The organism is Sphingobium ummariense RL-3, assembly GCF_000447205.1.
Lineage (GTDB): Bacteria > Pseudomonadota > Alphaproteobacteria > Sphingomonadales > Sphingomonadaceae > Sphingobium > Sphingobium ummariense.
Map to the genome: position 1 here is coordinate 1 of NZ_AUWY01000107.1, position 19,669 is coordinate 19,669.

Below are 19,669 nucleotides of genomic sequence, written 5' to 3' on the forward strand. Positions count from 1 at the left end.
AAGCTGCGCGCCGAGGCCGACCGGGTGCGCTTCGAGGTCGAGGCGGCGGGCCAGCGCGCGGTGAACGAGGCGGCGAACCTCCTCTCCTCCGACCAGGTATCGCTCCAGACCAAGCTCGCCCTGCTCAAGGTGCTGCCCGACCTGGTGCGCGAAGCCGCCAAGCCCATGGAAGCGATCGATTCGATCAAGATCGTGCAGGTGGACGGCATCACCGGCGGGAGCACGGGCAGCGACGGTCTGGCCAGTGTCGGCGGGGACCAGAATCTCGCCAACGCCGCTGTCTCGGCCGCCCTCCGCTACCGCGCCCAGGCGCCGGTGATCGACGGCCTGATGAAGGAACTCGGCCTCGACGGCTCCAGTCTCGACGCGCTGGTCAAGGGCGCGGTGGAGCCCGCTCCCGTCGTGCCGGTCATCGTCGAACCGATCATGCCGGACAAGGACAAGGCGACGTCGTAGGAGGCAACAGGTTTCGCTTCCGGTCCGGTCGCGCCATGCCCTAGGACGACGCCATGCGCCGCTATGATTTCCGCCGCCATGCTCTCGCCGTCGGGCTTTCCGCCCAGGCGGGGTTTGTCGACGCGCTGGGCTTCCTGAAGCTGGGCGGGCTCTTCGTGTCGTTCATGAGCGGCAACTCCACCCGGCTCGGCGTGGGTCTGGCGCGCGGCAGCGACGTGGCGATGGCCGCCGCCGCGCTGGTGGTGGCCTTCGTCGCTGGCGTCATGATCGGCGCGCTGGCGGGGCGCGGGGCAGGGCGCTGGCGCAAGCAGGCGGTGCTGGCGCTCGTCCTGCTGCTGCTGGTCCTGGCTGCGCTGCTCGCGGTGAGCGGAGCGGGCGGCGAGGGGCTGACCCTGCTGATGGCGCTGGCGATGGGGGCGGTGAACAACGTCTTCCAGCGCGACGGGGAGGTGAGCATCGGCGTCACCTACATGACCGGCGCGCTGGTGAAGCTGGGTCAGGCGCTCGCAACCGCGCTGACCGGCGGCGACCCGATCGGCTGGGTGCCCTGGCTGCTGCTGTGGCTGGGGCTTGTCGCCGGGGCGGTGGCGGGCGCCGCGCTGTTCCCGGTCCTCGATCTCGCAGCACTCTGGATCGCGTGCGGCTGGTGTGCGCTGCTGCTCGGCTGGAGCCTGCACATCGGGCCGCTGCCCGCCGACGGCTGAGGCTTGGCAGGCGCCTGCGCAGTCACTAGGCGCTCTCCCATGTCCGCCGCCCCTCCCCCGCGCCGCATCGCCGCGATCGCCTTCATCCTGGTGACGGCGCTGCTCGACGTCATGTCGATGGGCATCGTCATCCCGGTGCTGCCCCAACTCATCGAGCAGCTGACGGGCTCCAGCAGCGAGGCGAGCCTGTGGAACGGCCTGTTCGTCGCGCTGTGGGCGGCGATGCAGTTCCTCTGCTCGCCGGTGATCGGATCGCTGTCCGACCGCTATGGGCGGCGGCCGGTGATCCTGCTGTCGGTCGCGGGGCTGACGCTCGATTATCTGCTGATGGCGCTGGCTCCCACCCTGTGGTGGCTGGCGCTGGGGCGCATCCTGGCCGGCGTCACCTCGTCCAGCTTCACCTCGGCCTTCGCCTATATGGCGGACATCACCCCGCCGGAAAGCCGGGCGCGCGGCTATGGCCTGATCGGCGCGGCATTCAGCGCCGGCTTCGTCGCCGGGCCGCTGCTGGGCGGCGTGCTGGGCGAAATCTCACTGCGCGCGCCTTTCTGGGCGGCGGCGGGGCTGTCGGGGCTGGCCTTCCTCTACGGCCTGATCGTGCTCCCGGAATCGTTGGCGCCGGACAAGCGCATGGCCTTCCACTGGACACGCGCCAATCCCTTCGGCGCGCTCAGGCTGCTGCGCTCCCACCCGGAGCTGTCGAGCCTCGCGGTCGTCAACTTCCTGCTCTATTTCGCGCATCACCTCTTCTCGGCCGTGTTCGTGCTCTATGCGGGCGATCGCTATGGCTGGGGGGCGTGGCAGGTGGGGACGCTGCTGGCGCTGGTTGGCCTCATGGACATGGGTGTGCAGGGCGTGCTGGTCGGCCCGGTGGTGAAACGGTTGGGCGATCGCGGGACGATGGTGGTGGGCCTCGCCTTCGGCGCGGTCGGCGTGGCGGCGATGGGCTTGGCACCCACGGGATGGCTGTTCGTCGCCGCGATGTTCCCCAACGCGCTCTGGGGCCTTGCCATGCCGACCATCCAGTCGCTGATGACCCAGCGCGTGTCGGAATCGGAGCAGGGCCAGCTTCAGGGCGCCAACAACAGCGTCGGCAGCATCGCCGGCATCGCCTCGCCGCTTTTCTTCGGCTGGGTCTATGCGCTGTCGGCCGGCGCGCATCCGGCGCTCCCCTTCATCGGCAGCGCCTTCCTGATCGCCGCAGCGGTGCTCGCGGGCGCGGCGCTGCTGGGCTGGGCGGCGGGACGCCGGAACACGCCGCTGACCGCCGGCTAGTCCAGGTCGGCGAAGCTGCGGAACAGCCAGTCGGGCCGGCCGGGCTTATCGGCCCCCGCGCGCACGGCCGACACGAAGATATATTGCCCCAGCCCCCGCCAGCGGCGGCGCGAGAAGATCCGGAAGGACAGTTGCACCAGGAAGTCCGCCGCCAGGCTGCCGGCGCTCGAATCCTTCACATTGGCGGTGAAGCCACACTCCACCGACAGGCCGCAATGCGCGAGCAGGCTTTCGACCTCCTCCAGCGTATATTCGCGGTTGTGCCGGCCATAGGGGCCATAGCCCGAATAGCGGTCATGGACATTGCCGCCCCGCAGCAGCCGGAACAGGTTGCGCGAGGACGCGACATTGGGCGTGGTCAGCACCAGCCGCCCGCCCGGCTTCAGCACCCGCCGGATCTCTCGCAGCGCCGGCAACGGATCATGCGTCAGATGCTCCAGCACCTCGCAGAAAAGAACGAGGTCGAAACTTTTGTCGGGATAGGGGAAGCGATCGGTCTCGACGTTGAAATGATCGTAGCGGAAGACATGCGCGTCGGCCTGCGGGAAGCGGCGGCTGGCATAGCGCACCCTGTCCTCCCCCGTCGTCGCATCGCCGCCGAAATAATTGGTCAGGGTCAGCGAAAGGTCGCTGTGCTCGCGCAGCAGGACCGTGGTGAAATAGGGGCCGGCGCCGATCTCCAGGCAGGTGCCCGCGACGCCCTCGCTCAGCTGCCAGGTATAGACGAAACGCCGCCAATCGCGCGCCAGATAGCCATCCAGCTCAGCGCCTTCATGACCTTCCTGCCGCACGGATCGCATCAACGCCAGCAAGTCGTCCTGGTCGGTGCCTGCCGGGGTACGCAACGGCGGCTGCGCGATGTTCAGCCGGTCGAAAAGCGTCCTGCGGCCGCTTTTCGCGGCTGCTGATGGTCGGTTCAAAAAGGCTTCCTTCGATATCCGGCGCGTCCGCGGCGCGATAGAGGAAAGCCGGGCACTGGCGCCAGCGGAAATATGGCACAGCGCCTCGCCGGTGCGGCGACCGCTGGACAGGCAGGACCCGGGCGACTAACCGGGCGCGAATCCCTTACCATCTCCGTTCGAAAAGGCGATTCCCATGACGCTGCCTCATCAGGACACCATCCTCATCGTGGACTTCGGCAGCCAGGTGACCCAGCTCATCGCCCGGCGCGTGCGCGAAGCCGGCGTCTATTCCGAAATCGCCCCCTTCACCCAGGCGCTGGCCGCGTTCGAAAGGATGAAGCCCAAGGGCATCATCCTCTCGGGCTCCCCCGCCGGCGTGCCGGAGGAAGGCAGCCCCCGCGCCCCGCAGGCGCTGTTCGACGCGGGCGTGCCCATCCTGGGCATCTGCTACGGCCAGCAGGTGATGAGTCATCAGCTCGGCGGCGAAGTGCGGCCGGGCCATGAGACCGGCGAAGGCGGCGAGTTCGGCCGCGCCTTCCTGACCGTGACCGAACCTTGCGCCCTGTTCGACGGCCTGTGGAGCGTGGGCGAACGCCATCAGGTCTGGATGAGCCATGGCGACAAGGTCACGCGCTTCGCGCCGGGCTTCAAGATCGTCGCCGTGTCGGACGGCGCACCCTTCGCCGTCATCGCGGATGAAGAGCGGAAATTCTACGGCACGCAATTCCATCCCGAAGTCGTGCACACGCCCGACGGCGGCAAGCTGATCGCCAACTTCGTCCGCCATGTCTGCGGCCTCGCCGGCGACTGGACCATGGCCGAATTCCGGCAGGTCAAGATCGCCGAAATCCGCGAGCAGGTGGGCGACGGCCGCGTCATCTGCGGCCTGTCGGGCGGCGTCGACAGCGCGGTGGCCGCCGTGCTGATCCACGAGGCGATCGGCGACCAGCTGACCTGCGTGTTCGTCGACCATGGCCTGATGCGGCTCGGCGAGGCGGAGCAGGTCGTCAGCCTGTTCCGTGAGCATTATGGCATCAAGCTGGTCCATGTGAACGCCGAGGAGCGATTCCTGGGCGGCCTCGCCGGCCTCACCGACCCGGAAAAGAAGCGCAAGTTCATCGGCGGCGAATTCATCGCCGTGTTCGAGGAAGAAGCCGCAAAGATCGGCGGCGCGGACTTCCTGGCGCAGGGCACGCTCTACCCCGACGTGATAGAGAGCGTCAGCTTCACCGGCGGCCCTTCGGTGACGATCAAGTCGCACCATAATGTCGGCGGCCTGCCCGAGCGGATGAACATGAAGCTGGTCGAGCCGCTGCGCGAGCTGTTCAAGGACGAAGTGCGCGTTCTGGGCAAGGAACTGGGGCTGCCGGACATCTTCGTCGGCCGCCACCCCTTCCCCGGCCCCGGCCTCGCCATCCGCATCCCGGGCGAAGTGACCAAGGAGCGCTGCGATATCCTCCGCAAGGCGGACGCCATCTATCTGGAGGAAATCCGCACCGCCGGTCTCTACGACGCGATCTGGCAGGCGTTCGCGGTGCTGCTGCCGGTGCGCACGGTAGGGGTGATGGGCGACTATCGCACCTATGACAGCGTCTGCGCGCTGCGCGCAGTGACCTCGACCGACGGCATGACCGCCGACATCTACCCGTTCGACGCCACCTTCCTCAGCCGCGTCGCCACCCGCATCATCAACGAGGTGAAGGGCATCAACCGCGTGGTATACGACTATACGTCAAAGCCGCCGGGCACGATCGAGTGGGAATGATTTTTACCCATCCGGTGGTATCCGTCTGTACGCCATGGCGCTACCTAACTCGCTGAATAATATCAATAAATACTGCGTCGTCTATCATCATCTATCGAGCAGCAGTGCCTCGGCTTGACGGTATAGCGGACGGCATAGGGAAACTTGTTCGATGCCGGATTTCTCTATACCGTCACAGCTAAGAGAGCTGCTGACGGTATAGTTTTTGGCCGTAAATAGCTAGAAACACGAGGGAAAAGCGCGTTCAGCGTCCCCTGTTTCGGCCTGACGGTATAATTGGCGCCTCTCTGCTGTTTTTGAACAGAATTGGAGGCATCAATGCTTACTGACACAGCAATTAAGGCACTGAAACCACAGAAGAAATTGTACAAGGTAAGCGACCGTGACGGTATGTACGTCGTGGTCCAGCCATCAGGTGCGATCGTGTTCCGGTACGACTATCGACTCAACGGCCGGCGCGAGACGCTGACGCTCGGTCGATACGGCCCTGACGGCCTCTCGCTTGCCAGGGCGCGCGAGAAGCTGATCGATGCGAAGCGGACCATTTCAGAGGGACGGTCGCCTGCTCAAGAGAAGCAGCATGACAAGCGTCGACTGAAAGAGGCGAAGCGGTTCGGCGAGTTCGGCGAAAAGTGGTTCCAAGAGTCGCGTATGGCCGATAGCACGCGGGCTATGCGGCGCTCCATCTACGAGCGCGACATCCTGCCGATATTCCGAAACAGGCTCCTGACGGAGATCACGCCCGACGATCTCCGTATGATGTGTGGGAAGGTGAAGGATCGCGGCGCTCCGGCTACGGCCGTCCATGTGCGCGATATCGTGAAGCTGATCTTTGCATTCGCGGTCTTGCATGGTGAGAAGGTCGCCAACCCGGCGGATGAAGTTGGGCCCGCGTCCATCGCGACCTTCGTACCAAAGGATCGGTCGCTATCACCGGCGGAGATCCGCGTCATGCTCGGTCAGCTTGAGCATGTGCCGACGCTGCCGACCATACGGTTGGGAATGAAACTCTTCCTCTTGACGATGGTCAGGAAGAGCGAGCTCCAGGATGCCACTTGGGATGAGGTCGATTTCGAGAACGCCGTCTGGTCGATACCCAAGGAAAGAATGAAGCGGTCGAAGGCACACAACGTCTACCTGTCACAGCAGGCCGTCGACATCTTCATCGCGCTGAAAACCTGCGCGGGCAATTCGCGCTATGTCCTCCCGTCGAGATATGACGCTGACGCGCCGATGTCGCGGGCGACGTTCAATCGGATTACGACTGCGGTGGTTGTTAGGGCGAAGAAGGAGGGGCTGCCACTCGAACCCTTCACTGTTCACGATCTTCGACGCACCGGCTCGACCTTATTGAATGAGCTCGGTTTCAACAGTGACTGGATCGAGAAATGCCTGGCGCATGAGGACGGACGGTCCTCGCGCGGTGTCTACAACAAGGCGGAGTATGAGCATCAACGCCGGCACATGATGCAGGAGTGGTCCAATCTGGTAGACGCATGGGTCGTGGGTCGGAAGTATGTGCCGACCTTACTCCCGGCCACGATGGAGCTGCTTGAGCTCGAGCCTAGTGTTTGACCGGCCGAGAACGACGCAATCTCACATCGGGACTGGGAGCGCGCTTAACGGTGCTAGCCCGAGAGGCATGGCGTCGAGCGTCGAGCCAGGCTTCGACCTCTGCCAAGTCCCAGACGACGCAGCGCGAGGTAAGATAGAAGCGCTGCGGGAATTCTCCTCGCTGCTCCATGTCGTAGATCGTGCTGTCGGCAAGCGGCACGATCTCTCGCAACTGCTGCCGGCGAATTGTCCTGCGGGCGACATGGGGCGCAGCACTCATACTCTATCTCCACGTTTTTACTTTTGTGAAGATAGAAGACGATAGATCGCCCACTTTGAAGCCCGCGCGTAAACGTGTGCGGTAATATCGGGGCATAGCGTACACATCGGACGGGTAGTCCCAGCGAGCAGGTGTCGCCTAAGAGCAACCCCTAAGCCTTCGCCCCTGTTTGAAAAGCCGCCGCCCGTAGAAATTTAGCCTGGTCGAACGCACGATTCACTTCATAATCCGCCGGAGCAATCCATGTCGGTTCGAGTCCGACCGCCCGCACCATCGCTCAGAACCGGCTTTAGCAGAAGGGCTGCGTAGCTCTGGACGCCACGCGACGACGGGCGTGGGCGCATGTCCGGCGGCGCCGGCTACCGTTGTCCAATCTCTTGCAGGGTCAAGGCAACCATGATGCGAGTGGAGCACAGTGCCACGCGCAGGACCGTTTTGAGCGGCGACTGCGGAAACCGACTGTCCGCTGAGGCGGGCCGAGTCAGTAGCGCGAGAAGGTCAAGCTCGTCTCGAGCTAGAGGATGGTGGTGACCTGCGACAACCGGACGTCCAAGGCACGCCTCGAAGCTTGAAAACAACGCGTCGAGGACGGGTGCGAGGACTTCGCAGGCGCATGGTGCGAGTAATCGGGCGAGGTGCGGTTGGACCAGCCGGGTTTCCCGCCGTGCTAAACACCAGCAGCGCATAGCTTTGACGAGGAAAGCACGTTTCGCAGCGATCGGGCGCTGAGTGTGGCCGACGCACACATGCATTGTATGGCCCTTCTCGCGCCCCTCCGGTCCCCGTTTGGTATCGAGCGATCTTATATCTGCTCAGGCGATGGAAAGGGTGCGACCCGAAGGCTCCGCGTCCGAGCTGGCTGTCCTATTCCGAGGTTGGGTCCAACAGCGCGGTCTCTGCCGTCTTGCTGATGTCCCTGAGATAGTCCTGGAACGCGGCAAGGCGTGAGCGGACGAACTCCGCCTGAAGATCTGCCGCCTCTTTGAAATCTCGAACCTGCATCAGGCGCGTCAGATGCTCGGTGCTCGCTGCGGCGGTCGCCTGCGAGTAGGCGATGGTTTTCGTAGTCGTTTCCACCGCCAGCTTGCTCGCTCGCACGCCGTTTGCGCGCGCGGCACTCAGGGACGACTGTCCCGACTTCATGGCCACGTCGAGGACTTGGTGCATCCGATCGAGGTTCGCGGCGGCCAGCGTCCGCGCGCCAACGTCGCTATCAGGAGGGCTGTCGTTCGCGGTCATGACTCGTCCTACGTCGCTTCGGTTTCGGCCATGTCAGTAGACCTTCAACCGACTAGAGTCAACCGAACCGTTCGGTTGACTCTAGGGCATCTCGGGGAGTAGTCGGTAGACGGCAGAAGCAGCTCAGAATGTGGGCCACAGGTCAGTTTCAATAGGAGAACTGTCCATGGATTTTGATGAGGTGAGGTCGCGGGCGTTTGCGATGCCTGTATGTAACCCGGCGTTCCCGCGCCCGCCCTATCGGTTCTACAACCGCGAATACATCGTCATCAAATACCGAACCGACCCAGAAGCGTTGCGGGAAGTGGTTCCGGCACCGCTCGAAATAGACGAGCCGGTTGTGAACTATGAGTTCATCAGGATGCCGGACTCGACTGGGTTCGGCGACTATACGGAGACCGGGCAGGTTATCCCGGTGCGCTTCAACGGCGTGCCGGGGGGCTATGTCCACTCCATGTATCTGGACGACGATGCGCCTATCGCCGGAGGGCGAGAAATCTGGGGCTTTCCGAAGAAGCTCGCCACGCCTTCAATCGCCCATGAATCGGACGTGATCGTTGGCAAGCTTCACTATGGAAGCGCGCTCTGCGCCCTGGGCACGATGGGCTACAAGCACGTCATTCTCGATCATGAACCGATCCTTGCGGCCATGCGGCAGCCCAACTTCATGCTCAAGGTGATCCCTCACGTCGATTGCACGCCGCGCATCTGTGAACTGGTGCGCTATCATCTTGAGGATATCGACCTGAAGGGCGCGTGGGGCGGCCCCGCCGCGCTCGATCTCTACCCGCACGCTCTCGCCGACGTCGCAAGGCTGCCAGTGCGCGAGATTGTCGCGGCAACCCATTTCATCGCGGATCTCACGCTGGGATTGGGTGAGGTCGTCCATGACTATCTGAAGGATGATCCGCGGGTATGATCCGGTGCCAATCGCGCACGCAGCGTCGAGACGCCGCCTCAGTCCCGGACATCCAGCGGCGACCGCGCTTTCGAGGCGAGGCCGCGCGCCGTGGCAAGTGAGAGATTCGATTTCCTGCTGCTGGGCGGCGGTTTGGCCAGCGCGACAGCGGCGGAGACGTTGCGGCGCGAGGGCGCCATTGGCACGATCGGCATCCTCTCGGCTGAGGAATTCCCGCCATATCATCGTCCCAGACTGTCGAAGCAATATCTTATCGGAACGTCGACGGACGTCGATATCCTCGTCCATCCTGTCGACTACTATCGCCAGCAGAACATAAGCCTCGTCCTCGGCGCCGAGGTGACAGCCGTCGATCCGGCGTCACGGACGGTTCGGACAGACGACGGCGACTCATTCGAGTATGGCAAACTGCTGATCGCCACGGGCGCCGCCCCGCGTCGCCTTGACGTGTCGGGCGCGGATAAGGAGGGGGTCTTCTACCTTCGGCGCAAAGTCGATTGCGACGTCGTGCGGAAAGCGGCTCAGCCAGGCCGTAAGGTGGTGGTACTCGGTGCGAGTTTCCTCGGCATGGAAATCGCGCTCTCGCTGATCGAGTTGGGCCTGGAGGTGACGATGCTCGACATCGCCACGCGGGTGTTGCCGCATCTGGAAGCGCCGGCGATCTCGACCTTCTTCCAGGGATATGCTGAAGGGAAAGGGGCGACGATCCTGCTCGACGACACGGCGGTCGAGGTGATCGGGGACGGCCACGTGGCGGGGGTCCGCACGCAAAAAGGGCGCGAAATCCCGTGCGACATGGTGATCGTCAGCGTCGGAGTCATGCCGGCCACCAGTTTTCTCGATGGTAGCGGTATTCTGCTTGAGCATGGCTTCGTCGCCGTTGACGACAGACTGCGCACGAACACCGAGGATGTCTTTGCGGCAGGCGACGTTACGTCCTTCTACGATCCAGTGTTTCGGCGTAGGCGCCATATTGAGCATTGGGACAATGCTGTTCGCCAGGGGCGCCTTGCCGCCCGGAATATGATCGGACGTCGGCTCCGGTACGATGAAGTTTCCTACTTCTATTGCGAAATGGGCGAGTTGGGCTTCGACATGCTTGGCATTCCGGAGAACGCCGAGGATTGGATCAGTCGAGGCGACCTGAAGGATGGTTCCTATGCGCTCTTTTATCTGCGCGACGACGTTCCGCAGGCCGCCTTCTCCATGGGCCGCCCGTCAAGCGAGATCCGGGTAGCCGAGGGGCTGATCCGATACCGGGTCAACCTTGAGCGATATCGGGACCAACTCGGCGATCCGGCATACCTGCTCGAAACCATTCCCGCGCAGAAGGTGCTCGTCTTGCAGGGCGGAGGCGCGCTTGGTGCGTTCGAGTGCGGCGTCGTTCACGCGCTGGAGGAAGAGCATATCTTCCCAGATATTGTCGCGGGCGTGTCGATCGGCGCGTTAAATGGCGCCATCATCGCCGGAAATCCCCGCCACTCCACCGAAGCGCTCCAATCATTCTGGAATGACCTTACAGTCGTCGCGCCGCCGTTGCCATTTGCGGAAATGCGTCGCGCCGCCGTCGGGGCTCAGATCCTGGCCTTTGGCGTGCCAAAGTTTTTCAAGCCCCGCTGGATGCCGCCCTTCGATTTCCTGGCCCCGTGGACCGGCTATTACGACACGTCGCCTATGCGGAGGCTCATTGCGCAGTATGTCGATTTCTCGAGCCTCAAGAGCAGCCCGGTCAGACTGCTGGTGGGCGCGGTCAACGTGACAACCGCGCAGTTGGAAGTCTTCGACAGCTACATCGACGATCTGACGCCGGATCATGTTCTGGCGAGCGGAAGCTTGCCGCCGGGCTTCTCCTGGACGGTGGTGGACGGCACGGCCTATTGGGATGGTGGTATCGTCAGCAACTCGCCGCTGGATCTGGTGCTCGATCGGTGCGGCCCGGACGGGAAGCGGATCTATATCGTCGATCTCTTCGCGGGCGACGCGCCGCTTCCGACCAACATGATCGAGGTTCTCGCGCGGCGCGACGAGGTCGTCTATTCCGAACGTGTGCGCAGCGATCTCCGCATTCGCGAAATGACCGACGCGTACCGCAGCATGATCAACATTATTCTGTCGGGCATCGATCAGGTCGAGCGCGCGAAGATTATGCGGCATCCCCGCTTCATTCAGTTGATGGGCGACGGCTTCACCAACGAGATCACGCGGTTCCAACGCCCTCGCAGACCGGGCGAAGCGTCATCTCGCGACTATGACTTCTCGGACGAATCGATCCGACGGCTGCAAGCCGAAGGCTATGATTTAGTAAAGCAGACGCTGGTCAAAACCAGCAAGGCGGGCGTGTCAGCCACGCCCAAAGCCAGTTCCGCGCTCGAAGAAATCAAGCACGCCGAAGCGGCAGCAGGCACGGCAGCCGGCCGATCGCTCTCGGGCGCCGACGCGGTTCTCCAGACGATTGCGCAGGCTGCGCCAGTTCTTGGCACCCCGCGGAAACGGAAAAGCAAAAAGGAGTCTCCATGATGCTGTCAGGCAAGGTCGCGGTCATTACAGGTGCGGCAAGCGGAATCGGCAATGACATCGCGCTCGAGTTCGTGCGCCACGGGGCGAAGGTCGTGATCGCCGATCTCCAGCTCGAGAAGGCCGAAGCTGCGGCGGCGGTGCTCGATCCCAAAGGTGAGGCAGCGATGGCCGTCGCGATGGATGTCGCCGACGAGCGCCAAGTGGAAGCTGGCGTCGAGGCCGTCATAAAGCGCTTTGGCTGCGTTGACATTCTGGTTTCGAACGCAGGAATCCAGATCGTCGCACCGCTGGATGAGTTCAAATTTTCGGACTGGAAACGGCTGCTCGCGATCCATCTCGACGGCGCATTCCTGACGACGCGGGCGTGCCTCAAGCACATGTACGCCCAGGGCGGCGGCAGTGTCATTTACATGGGCTCCGTCCATTCCAAGGAAGCGTCCGTACTGAAAGCGCCCTATGTGACGGCGAAGCATGGACTCATCGGGCTGGCGAAGGTCGTTGCGAAGGAGGGCGCGGCGCACGGTGTCCGCGCGAACGTGATATGCCCCGGCTTTGTCCGCACGCCCCTAGTCGAAAAGCAGATCCCGGAGCAGGCACGGGAGCTGGGGATCAGCGAGGAAGACGTGATCAAGAAGGTGATGCTCAAGGAGACTGTGGATGGCGAGTTCACGACCGTCGAAGACGTCGCCCGCACCGCGGTGTTCCTCGCGGGGTTCCCGAGCAACGCGCTGACGGGTCAGTCCATCGTCGTCAGCCACGGTTGGTTCATGCAATAAGGTTCTTCCGATGCCTCAGCCGGTCTCCGGGTGTCGATCGCTGCACGACGCTAGCTGTGAACGCGCGAATTGCAAGAATTCCAGACAGAGACCGAGGCCGTTGAGGCTTACAGCATCGCGGTTGAACATAGCCGCGATTGCGCCATCGTGCAGAAGAAGCTGGGCGCACTCTGAACATATCCGCTCAACCTTTCTTCTCTGGGCGAATGAACTAATTGTGAAATCAAGCATTTACCTCGTCGCAGATACCGCTGCATGACTTGATGACCTCGCCTAGATAGCCTAGGCGAGGTCATCCTTGTATCGATGGCCACATGTTAACTAACTGAGGTTACTCAATTTTTCTCCAAATGATTACTTTAGTTATATGGTCGAGCTAGCTGATCGATGGTTTAGTGGCTCTGCAGGTTCGCCTGCATTGCGACCCAAACTGGCCCCGCCTTCTCTGAGGCGGGGCTTTTTGCATTTCCGGTCGATTCAATTTGACGCCGATGGATGGACCTCGCGGTGCCTCAGCGGGGGAAGCGAGGCACCGCGAGCGCGGCCGCAAGGGCCCCTCTCCAGCAAGGAGACGGGGCGAGTTTGGGTCGCACTTCTCAGATGTGTATCGTGAGCGACGCATTCAATTGCCCGAAAGCAGTAGCCGAAAAAGGAACCGAAAAGAGAGTCAGGAGTATATCGGACGCTGCTTTCAGCAGCATTGCGACGCCGCCTCAACAAGCTTCGGTCTTTTGCCCCCCCCCGCGAATAGAAGCATGTTGAGGCGGCTCATCCATTTTCGGCATCGGTGCACTGCATGAGCAGCAACCCTGTGTAGTTGTGATGACCGGATCATCTCGCATCCGATCCAACAAAGCGTGACCTGCCATTCCATCTGTCGCGCAGCCTGCAACCTGGAGCTAGCAGCACGACATTCATCGGAGCATGGCAGCTTTCCTGAGTCCCTTGCCGCTAAGCCGCCATTCGGGAATCGGCCAAAGCCGGTCGCCCAGAGGTGTTTGGCTACCGCAGAAAGAAGGCGAACAAGGGGTCACGATCGCTCGGAAGGATTGCTGCCGAAAGGCCTGTTGACGATGGCCAGGACTTCTTGGGCTGCAAAGATCCGGTTGCGACTGTAGCCGGTCCGCTCCGACAAGATGCCTGCCTCCATCAGTTGGTTAATTGCGGAAAGGGCCTGCGGTCGCGATACTCCAAGTTTCTGAGCCAGCCGCTTCATAGTGACGACGGGATAGTCGCTAAGGAGGTCCAGTGCCCGCAGTGCAGCGGAGTTCGATCGGAACTTCCTTCGCCCGCGCCACTGTTCCTTCAAGGCATTCAACCCATCCCGCGTTGCGAAGAGTTCTTCCACCGTTCCAGTTATGGCATCGGACAGATAGCCAACGAGCGGTCCCCATTCGAGCCGTTGTTGAGCGATTTTGAGGCCCGAATAATAGCCGTCGCGGTTTGCGGCGATATAGGGTGCGAGATAGAGCGGCACCTGCCCTTCCGCTGCCATCATCATCGGCAGCAAAAGGCGGCCAACACGACCGTTGCCGTCTCGGAAGGGGTGTACCGCTTCGAAATGCGCATGGGCAATCGCCATGCGGGTGATCAGGCTCTGCGTCATCGCCTGCATGCCTTCGCAGCGCATATAGGCGGCCGTATCCTCAAGGCAGGCCCCCACCTGCCCAGGTGGCGCCGGATTATAGGTCGATGTCGAAATATGACCCGTACCGCCGATCCAGACCACGATATTGCGCAGCGCCCCTGCCGAATCAGGATATTCCGGGTCGTGCTGCATCGCCTCGTGGTGGAGTTCCTGGATCATCTGCACTGTAAAGATGTCGATGCCCTCGGCTGCAGCACGAGGCAGGAGGCGATCGAGGGTCAGCGCATAGTCCCGTACCTGACGGGCGGCGTCGCGCGCGTCGTCATCCTCTTCCTCGATTGTCAGGAGTTCGTCGAGCGTGCTGTTCGTGCCTTCAATGGCCGAGCTGTCGACTGCTTCGCGACGGCTCAGCGTACGGCTGATAATATAGGGGTCCGGCAGGCTCGCCGCGAGGGCTTCGGCACGTCCGAGCATAGCGAGCGCTCGTTCATGTGCGGGCTGCGCTGATCCCAGCGGCAGGGCTGATTCTGGAGGCGGAAGCGGCACGACACCATAGTGACTGGCATGAGGTTCAGGATAACGGACAAGCCGCTCGCGAACTGCATGCGCGAGATTGTTTCTGTTCATTAACCCTTACCATAAGACCTTAAAACATAGCCATAGTAAGTTTTAATGACAAAAACCTCAATAAGAGAAGGCGTGCAATGCGCTTAATAAGGGATTCACCCGGAAACTGCCTCAATGCCGGCACCTTTCACCTCCGACATATCCGGACGCATCACGGTCTTAGCCGCCAGGGACGTCTTCATCGTTCATCACAACATCCTTCCATCGGGAAGACTCTTATAATTTCCTTTGCCCTTTTAGACCAATAGCTGATCGTCCAGATATTGCCGAGTGACAAAAAGGTCCGCGACATTGCCCCAATGGCACCTAAACGCCTCCAGAGTGCGCGGCGCGGCCTAACATATTCATCACGCGATCTGCACCAGCCTTGCTGGAGACCGCACAAACGATTGGCGACTCGCCGCCTAGCATGGGATGGGGGTGGCGCATGAACTCATGCAAGTTCGATGCATCGGCGCAATTGGACGATGCAAATTCAAGAACCCGCAAAATTCGTTCCGCGACGATCTGTCGGCTGCCAACTTCATTTCCAACCGGAGGACCGAAATCAATCTCGTCCGGCAGTTTTCTGGGCCGATGTTGGCGATCAACTCATCGAGCAAATTCCGTTTTTCGTCAGCCATTGCGTCACTCCTCCATTCGTCCAACGTGCCTCAATGTCGCTGTTCATGCAGAAGCCGATCACTGCCCGGTAATCGCGACTTCCTCCAAAATGGCCTCGGTTAGCAGGGGCGAAGATCTGACAAGCTGCTGCAGTTCGCGTATCGCACCATCTTCTAGCCCATGCGCATATTCACCGTCTGCCCAAGGACGACCAACGTGGCCGGGAGAAGGTACGAAAAAACATATCGCACCGCTGTCGTTAGTCAAAATCTGCACACCATAATGTGCGAGCCTTTCCATAAGGAGACGGGCAAGCGTCTTATGCGTTTCTGCGCTTTGTCTAAAGTTGTTCACGTTCTGTTTACTCGTTGATTCTGAACCAATATCTTCTCCACTGGATCTGAATAGGCCGCGCGACAAATTTGGACGCAGCAGAATTCTTCCAGGCCGCTGTCCAGTGCTCGACATTCCTGTCTCACACGCCCGAGAGCAAAGCGGGCATGCAAACGAAAGGGCGCGCCGAAACCGCCGCGCCCTTCCTTTGCTAGTGCGTTGTGTCAGAAGCCGAAGCTAATGCCACCCCGAACCTGGCCGATCGAGTTGTGGCCACCGAAGCCATAACCGCCGGAGAGGAACAGGTTGACGCGCTTGTTGACCGAGGCATCGACGCCCAGTTCGATCAGGCCGTTACCGTCCGGATCAACACCCTTCAGGCGGAACGCATCGCCGCCGCCCAGATACTGGACCGTGCGGTCGCTGCCGATGTTGCCCTGGAAGCTGTACTGCACCTTGGCGTAGGGACGGTAGGCGATGCCATCGGCATCACCCAGCAGGGCTCCCGCCTTGACACCCAGCACCGGCGAGAAGACCGTCTTCGATGCGTCGTCGACACGCAGGCCGATGCCCGCGCCGCCTTCTTCGGTGAAGCCGTTCATCGACCAGCGACGCAGCGCCAGCTTACCGTAGGGCGTCACAACCAGGCTGCCGCCGGCAGCGAAGTCATAGCCCAGCTCGATGCTCGCATCCAGTTGCTTGCCCTTGAAGTCGCCCTTGATCGTGCGAGCCAGCAGGGTCAGGTCACGTTCGACTTCGAACTTCGAGAAGCCGTATGCGAACTGGAAGCTGCCGTAGAAGGGGCCGAAGCCCTGGGTCGCATAGGCACCGATCGTGTAGGTGCGAACCTGCGCTTCTTCCGGCGACCCCTGAGCGGTCACATCATGCTGGCCATAGCCAAAGCCGATGCCGAAGGCACCATCGTCCTGATAGGCGACGTCGATACCGAACGCACCACCATAGCTGTTGGTCTTGATCTTCGACGCGCCCGACTTGGTGCCGCCCGTCTTGGCGAAGTTCGCCGAGGGGTTGAACCAGAGCTGGGTGCCCAGCGCCTCACCATAGCTGCGACGAGCGGCCAGGCGGTTGACGGTGGTGTTGAAGACCGCGTTCTGATCGACAGCGGCAAGCGAACCGTAGATCTCAGCCGAGGAAAGCTCGTTGAAAACCTGCGCCGCCTGTGCGCTGTTCAGGCGCCAATCAAGCCCAGCAGCGATGTTGGCGATGTCCTGAGCATTGGCGATCTCCGTCACCGTCGCAAAGCCGTTGCCGCCAGCGGCGTCGGTCTTCACCCGGGCGATGACATCGGCCAGAGCGCTGTCAAGGCCCACTGCGGCCGAAGCCGCATTGGCATTGGTCGCGCCGGTGGCGTAGCTCTTGCGGGTCGCCTCGATCGATACCGTCTTGGCCGTCGCGTCATGCTTCAGGCCGAAGGTGACGAAGGGCGAAGCGAGCGATGAAGCGGCCGTCGCCGTGACATCCCCGGTGCCGGTGTAGGTGAAGAGCGTATAGCCGTCACCCGTCGAATAGAGGCTGTCCTTCGACACCGTCACCGCGACCTTGCCGGCCAGGTTCAGGTTGCCATCCACCGAGACCGAAGACGGGGTCGAGAAGACGCCGGCATTGGTCGGAGTGGTGAAGTAAGGGACGTTCACACCACCGGTGATCGGGCCCAACACCTCAGGCGAGGAACCGGCATTGCCGACCGACAGGTTGCCGAAACGAACCAGCGAGGGGTTGACACCCACTACCGTCGTGCCGCTGGCGCTCTGGTTGTAGTTGCCCTGCTGGTGGATTTCGATGCCCTTGATCGCTTCCGGACCCGGAGTGACGATGCTGTTACCGACGGTCTGAACGAAGGTCGGTGCACGACGCCCAAGGACAAGGGTGGCATCATTATTGATGTTGCCCTTGATGCCGAACACGGCGTCGTCCGAGCCCACGACATCCAGCTGAACTTCACCCGCCTTCACGTTGAAGTTGTTGACGTCGAGCGTCCAGGCAGCCGGGGTCGCGCCTTCCGCCGGGACATATTCGGCGCCAGTGACGACGAAAGTGCCGGTGCCGGTTTTGTTCAACTCGTTGACGCCCAGCACGCGGACGCCAGTCGGGGAGAACAGACCTTCAGCTTCTTCAGGCAATTGCGCCACGGGGCTGTAGTTCGTAACTGCCGGAGCCGTCGGCTTGAACTCGCTCGCGCCTAGGAAGCCGCTGCCGTTCAGGTTGACGGTGGTGTTGGTCAGGTAAGCGCCGCTGTCATCGCGCTGGGCGTCAATGTCGCCAAGCGTGATCGAGCCGTTGTTGAGGTTGACCGTCGCATTGATGTCAGCCGTCTTGACCGCTGCCTGCCCGTTCACCGTCAGGTTGAACGTCGCCGGGTCAACCAGCGAGGCATCGAGCGGCACCAACGGAGACAGCTGCGAGGCCAGGGCCGAGGTGACCTCATCCTGCGAGATGGTGGCACCTGTCACGACGAAGCCGCGCGACACGCCATTCTGGTCGATCGTATAGGTCTGGGAGGCCAGCACCGGATCGACGCTGACGTCGGTGGTGTTGATCGTCGCGTTGACCGTTGCCGAGCCACTGAACTGCGCTTCACCAAGGGTGGTCGTACCAGCGAGAACGCCATTGTTGGTAACCGCGCCAGTGAGGCCGGCGAGTTCGACATTACCCAGGGCCACACCGCTGTTGGTGAAGCTGGCATTGCCACCGACCGGCGAAGCATTGACCGTAGCAACGATCGTGCGCGAACCGGCATCCGTCGGATTCGTGTCGGTGATCGTGATGCTCGCTTCGGAGTCCAGAGCCGAAACACTGAACAGGTTTCCGCCCGAGCCCAGCACGCCGTTGTTGACGAGCGAAGCAGAGGTCAAGCCCTCAACTTCCACGTCGCCAATGGCAGTACCATCGTTGGTGACCGAAGCCGCGCCACCCACGGAACCGAAGCTGGTCGTGGATACCTGGCTGGCGGGCGTGAAGCCGTTAGCCGCGAAAGTGGTGACGGTCTCTTCCGAGATGCTTTCGCCAAGGCTGCTGGCGAACAGATTGCCACCGCTGCTGAGATCGGCATTGCCAACAACGCTGCCTGCACCAATGGCGATCGAGGCGCCGCCGATGCCCGAAGCGTTCACATCGCCTGCGACGCTCGGCACGCCCTTGCCTTGCAGCGCGGCCGCCGTGTCGACAACAACGCTAGCCGTACCGCCCACATCTTCCGAATTCTCGCGGAAGGTTGCAGTGGTCTGAGTGCCGATGCCACCATCAAGCGTGGGCTCTGTTGCAAAAATCGTGAAGCTTGAGCATGCTTGGCGGAGATTGGACGGACGGAACGATGACGGATTTTCAAGTGGCGCCATTTCCAGGGTGATGTGATCCTGTGGGCGGTGCGCTGGTATTGTCGCTATCCGATCAGCTATCGCGACCTTGAGGAAATGCTGGCGGAACGCGGCATTTCGGTCGACCATACGACGATCTATCGCTGGGTCCAGTGCTACGCCCCGGAGATGGAGAAGCGGCTGCGCTGGTTCTGGCGGCGTGGCTTTGATCCGAGCTGGCGCCTGGATGAAACCTACGTCAAGGTGCGGGGCAAGTGGACCTACCTGTACCGGGCAGTCGACAAGCGGGGCGACACGATCGATTTCTACCTGTCGCCGACCCGCAGCGCCAAGGCAGCGAAGCGGTTCCTGGGCAAGGCCCTGCGAGGCCTGAAGCACTGGGAAAAGCCTGCCACGCTCAATACCGACAAAGCGCCGAGCTATGGTGCAGCGATCACCGAATTGAAGCGCGAAGGAAAGCTGGACCGGGAGACGGCCCACCGGCAGGTGAAGTATCTCAATAACGTGATCGAGGCCGATCACGGAAAGCTCAAGATACTGATCAAGCCGGTGCGCGGTTTCAAATCGATCCCCACGGCCTATGCCACGATCAAGGGATTCGAAGTCATGCGAGCCCTGCGCAAAGGACAGGCTCGCCCCTGGTGCCTGCAGCCCGGCATCAGGGGCGAGGTGCGCCTTGTGGAGAGAGCTTTTGGCATTGGGCCCTCGGCGCTGACGGAGGCCATGGGCATGCTCAACCACCATTTCGCAGCAGCCGCCTGATCGGCGCAGAGCGACAGCCTACCTCTGACTGCCG

General features: G+C 62.0%; 15 protein-coding genes. 9 read left to right on the plus strand and 6 right to left on the minus strand.

Going from position 1 to position 19,669, the window contains the following annotated elements:
* The 3 genes from M529_RS39720 to M529_RS39730 form a co-directional block, all read left to right on the plus strand.
* The coding region (locus tag M529_RS39720; protein ID WP_021318837.1) for a flotillin domain-containing protein at positions 1-456 on the plus strand (456 nt) is incomplete at its 5' end.
* Between the two features lie 53 nt (positions 457-509).
* A complete protein-coding gene (locus M529_RS39725; RefSeq protein ID WP_021318838.1) occupies positions 510-1,160 on the plus strand; it encodes a YoaK family protein in 651 nt (216 codons plus the stop codon).
* A gap of 39 nt (positions 1,161-1,199) precedes the next feature.
* Entirely contained in the window at positions 1,200-2,435 is a 1,236-nt protein-coding gene (locus tag M529_RS39730) for a TCR/Tet family MFS transporter (RefSeq protein WP_021318839.1), read from the plus strand.
* Here the strand turns inward: M529_RS39730 and M529_RS47825 are convergent.
* On the minus strand, positions 2,432-3,355 hold the full coding sequence (locus M529_RS47825; protein WP_152522627.1) for a class I SAM-dependent methyltransferase: 924 nt from the start codon (positions 3,353-3,355) through the stop codon (positions 2,432-2,434). The genes M529_RS39730 and M529_RS47825 overlap by 4 nt on opposite strands.
* Positions 3,356-3,530: 175 nt before the next feature.
* Here M529_RS47825 and guaA point away from each other — a divergent pair, with 175 nt between their 5' ends.
* Both guaA and M529_RS39750 read left to right on the plus strand, forming a co-directional pair.
* On the plus strand, positions 3,531-5,102 hold the full coding sequence (gene guaA, locus M529_RS39745) for a glutamine-hydrolyzing GMP synthase (protein WP_021318842.1): 1,572 nt from the start codon (positions 3,531-3,533) through the stop codon (positions 5,100-5,102).
* Positions 5,103-5,420: 318 nt separating this feature from the next.
* Complete coding sequence (locus tag M529_RS39750; RefSeq protein WP_021223132.1) at positions 5,421-6,677, plus strand: tyrosine-type recombinase/integrase; 1,257 nt, start codon at positions 5,421-5,423, stop codon at positions 6,675-6,677.
* Here the strand turns inward: M529_RS39750 and M529_RS48500 are convergent.
* Together M529_RS48500 and M529_RS39755 are read right to left on the minus strand one after the other, a co-directional pair.
* Positions 6,667-6,936 (minus strand): helix-turn-helix transcriptional regulator, encoded by a 270-nt coding sequence (locus M529_RS48500; RefSeq protein WP_013039129.1) that lies wholly within the window; start codon positions 6,934-6,936, stop codon positions 6,667-6,669. The genes M529_RS39750 and M529_RS48500 overlap by 11 nt on opposite strands.
* 864 nt (positions 6,937-7,800) lie before the next feature.
* Entirely contained in the window at positions 7,801-8,175 is a 375-nt protein-coding gene (locus M529_RS39755; RefSeq protein WP_013039127.1) for a phasin family protein, read from the minus strand.
* Between the two features lie 166 nt (positions 8,176-8,341).
* Between M529_RS39755 and M529_RS39760 the strand changes: the two genes are divergently transcribed.
* From M529_RS39760 to M529_RS39770, 3 genes are all read left to right on the plus strand, one after another.
* The gene (locus M529_RS39760) at positions 8,342-9,094 is read left to right on the plus strand and encodes an acetoacetate decarboxylase (protein ID WP_013039126.1); all 753 of its coding nucleotides are present in this window, start codon (positions 8,342-8,344) and stop codon (positions 9,092-9,094) included.
* A gap of 90 nt (positions 9,095-9,184) precedes the next feature.
* Positions 9,185-11,611: an FAD-dependent oxidoreductase gene (locus M529_RS39765; RefSeq protein WP_013039125.1), complete on the plus strand. Its 2,427-nt coding sequence runs from the start codon at positions 9,185-9,187 to the stop codon at positions 11,609-11,611.
* The gene (locus M529_RS39770; protein WP_013039124.1) at positions 11,608-12,387 is read left to right on the plus strand and encodes a 3-hydroxybutyrate dehydrogenase; all 780 of its coding nucleotides are present in this window, start codon (positions 11,608-11,610) and stop codon (positions 12,385-12,387) included. Before M529_RS39765 ends, M529_RS39770 begins: the two co-directional genes overlap by 4 nt.
* Positions 12,388-13,417: 1,030 nt before the next feature.
* On the opposite strand, the gene M529_RS47830 is transcribed toward M529_RS39770, so the two are convergent.
* From M529_RS47830 to M529_RS39780, 3 genes are all read right to left on the minus strand, one after another.
* A complete protein-coding gene (locus M529_RS47830; protein WP_028055928.1) occupies positions 13,418-14,602 on the minus strand; it encodes a Fic family protein in 1,185 nt (394 codons plus the stop codon).
* Between the two features lie 306 nt (positions 14,603-14,908).
* On the minus strand, positions 14,909-15,091 hold the full coding sequence (locus M529_RS50740) for an MbcA/ParS/Xre antitoxin family protein (protein WP_148225526.1): 183 nt from the start codon (positions 15,089-15,091) through the stop codon (positions 14,909-14,911).
* A gap of 671 nt (positions 15,092-15,762) precedes the next feature.
* Positions 15,763-18,747 carry an autotransporter family protein gene (locus M529_RS39780; RefSeq protein ID WP_152522628.1) on the minus strand — a complete coding sequence of 995 codons (2,985 nt, stop codon included), beginning with the start codon at positions 18,745-18,747 and terminating at the stop codon, positions 15,763-15,765.
* A 129-nt stretch (positions 18,748-18,876) separates the two neighbouring features.
* On the opposite strand from M529_RS39780, the gene M529_RS39785 reads away from it, so the two are divergent.
* Positions 18,877-19,635, plus strand: coding sequence for an IS6-like element IS6100 family transposase (locus tag M529_RS39785; RefSeq protein ID WP_031295146.1), 759 nt, complete (start codon positions 18,877-18,879; stop codon positions 19,633-19,635).
* Positions 19,636-19,669 lie beyond the last annotated feature (34 nt).

Coding starts and splice junctions, on each gene's coding strand:
- M529_RS39755 (WP_013039127.1), bottom strand. CDS start 8,175: ATGACCGCGAACGACAGCCCTCCTGATAGCGACGTTGGCGCGCGGACG.
- M529_RS39770 (WP_013039124.1), top strand. CDS start 11,608: ATGATGCTGTCAGGCAAGGTCGCGGTCATTACAGGTGCGGCAAGCGGA.
- M529_RS47830 (WP_028055928.1), bottom strand. CDS start 14,602: ATGAACAGAAACAATCTCGCGCATGCAGTTCGCGAGCGGCTTGTCCGT.
- M529_RS39760 (WP_013039126.1), top strand. CDS start 8,342: ATGGATTTTGATGAGGTGAGGTCGCGGGCGTTTGCGATGCCTGTATGT.
- M529_RS39725 (WP_021318838.1), top strand. CDS start 510: ATGCGCCGCTATGATTTCCGCCGCCATGCTCTCGCCGTCGGGCTTTCC.
- M529_RS48500 (WP_013039129.1), bottom strand. CDS start 6,936: ATGAGTGCTGCGCCCCATGTCGCCCGCAGGACAATTCGCCGGCAGCAG.
- M529_RS39730 (WP_021318839.1), top strand. CDS start 1,200: ATGTCCGCCGCCCCTCCCCCGCGCCGCATCGCCGCGATCGCCTTCATC.
- guaA (WP_021318842.1), top strand. CDS start 3,531: ATGACGCTGCCTCATCAGGACACCATCCTCATCGTGGACTTCGGCAGC.
- M529_RS39750 (WP_021223132.1), top strand. CDS start 5,421: ATGCTTACTGACACAGCAATTAAGGCACTGAAACCACAGAAGAAATTG.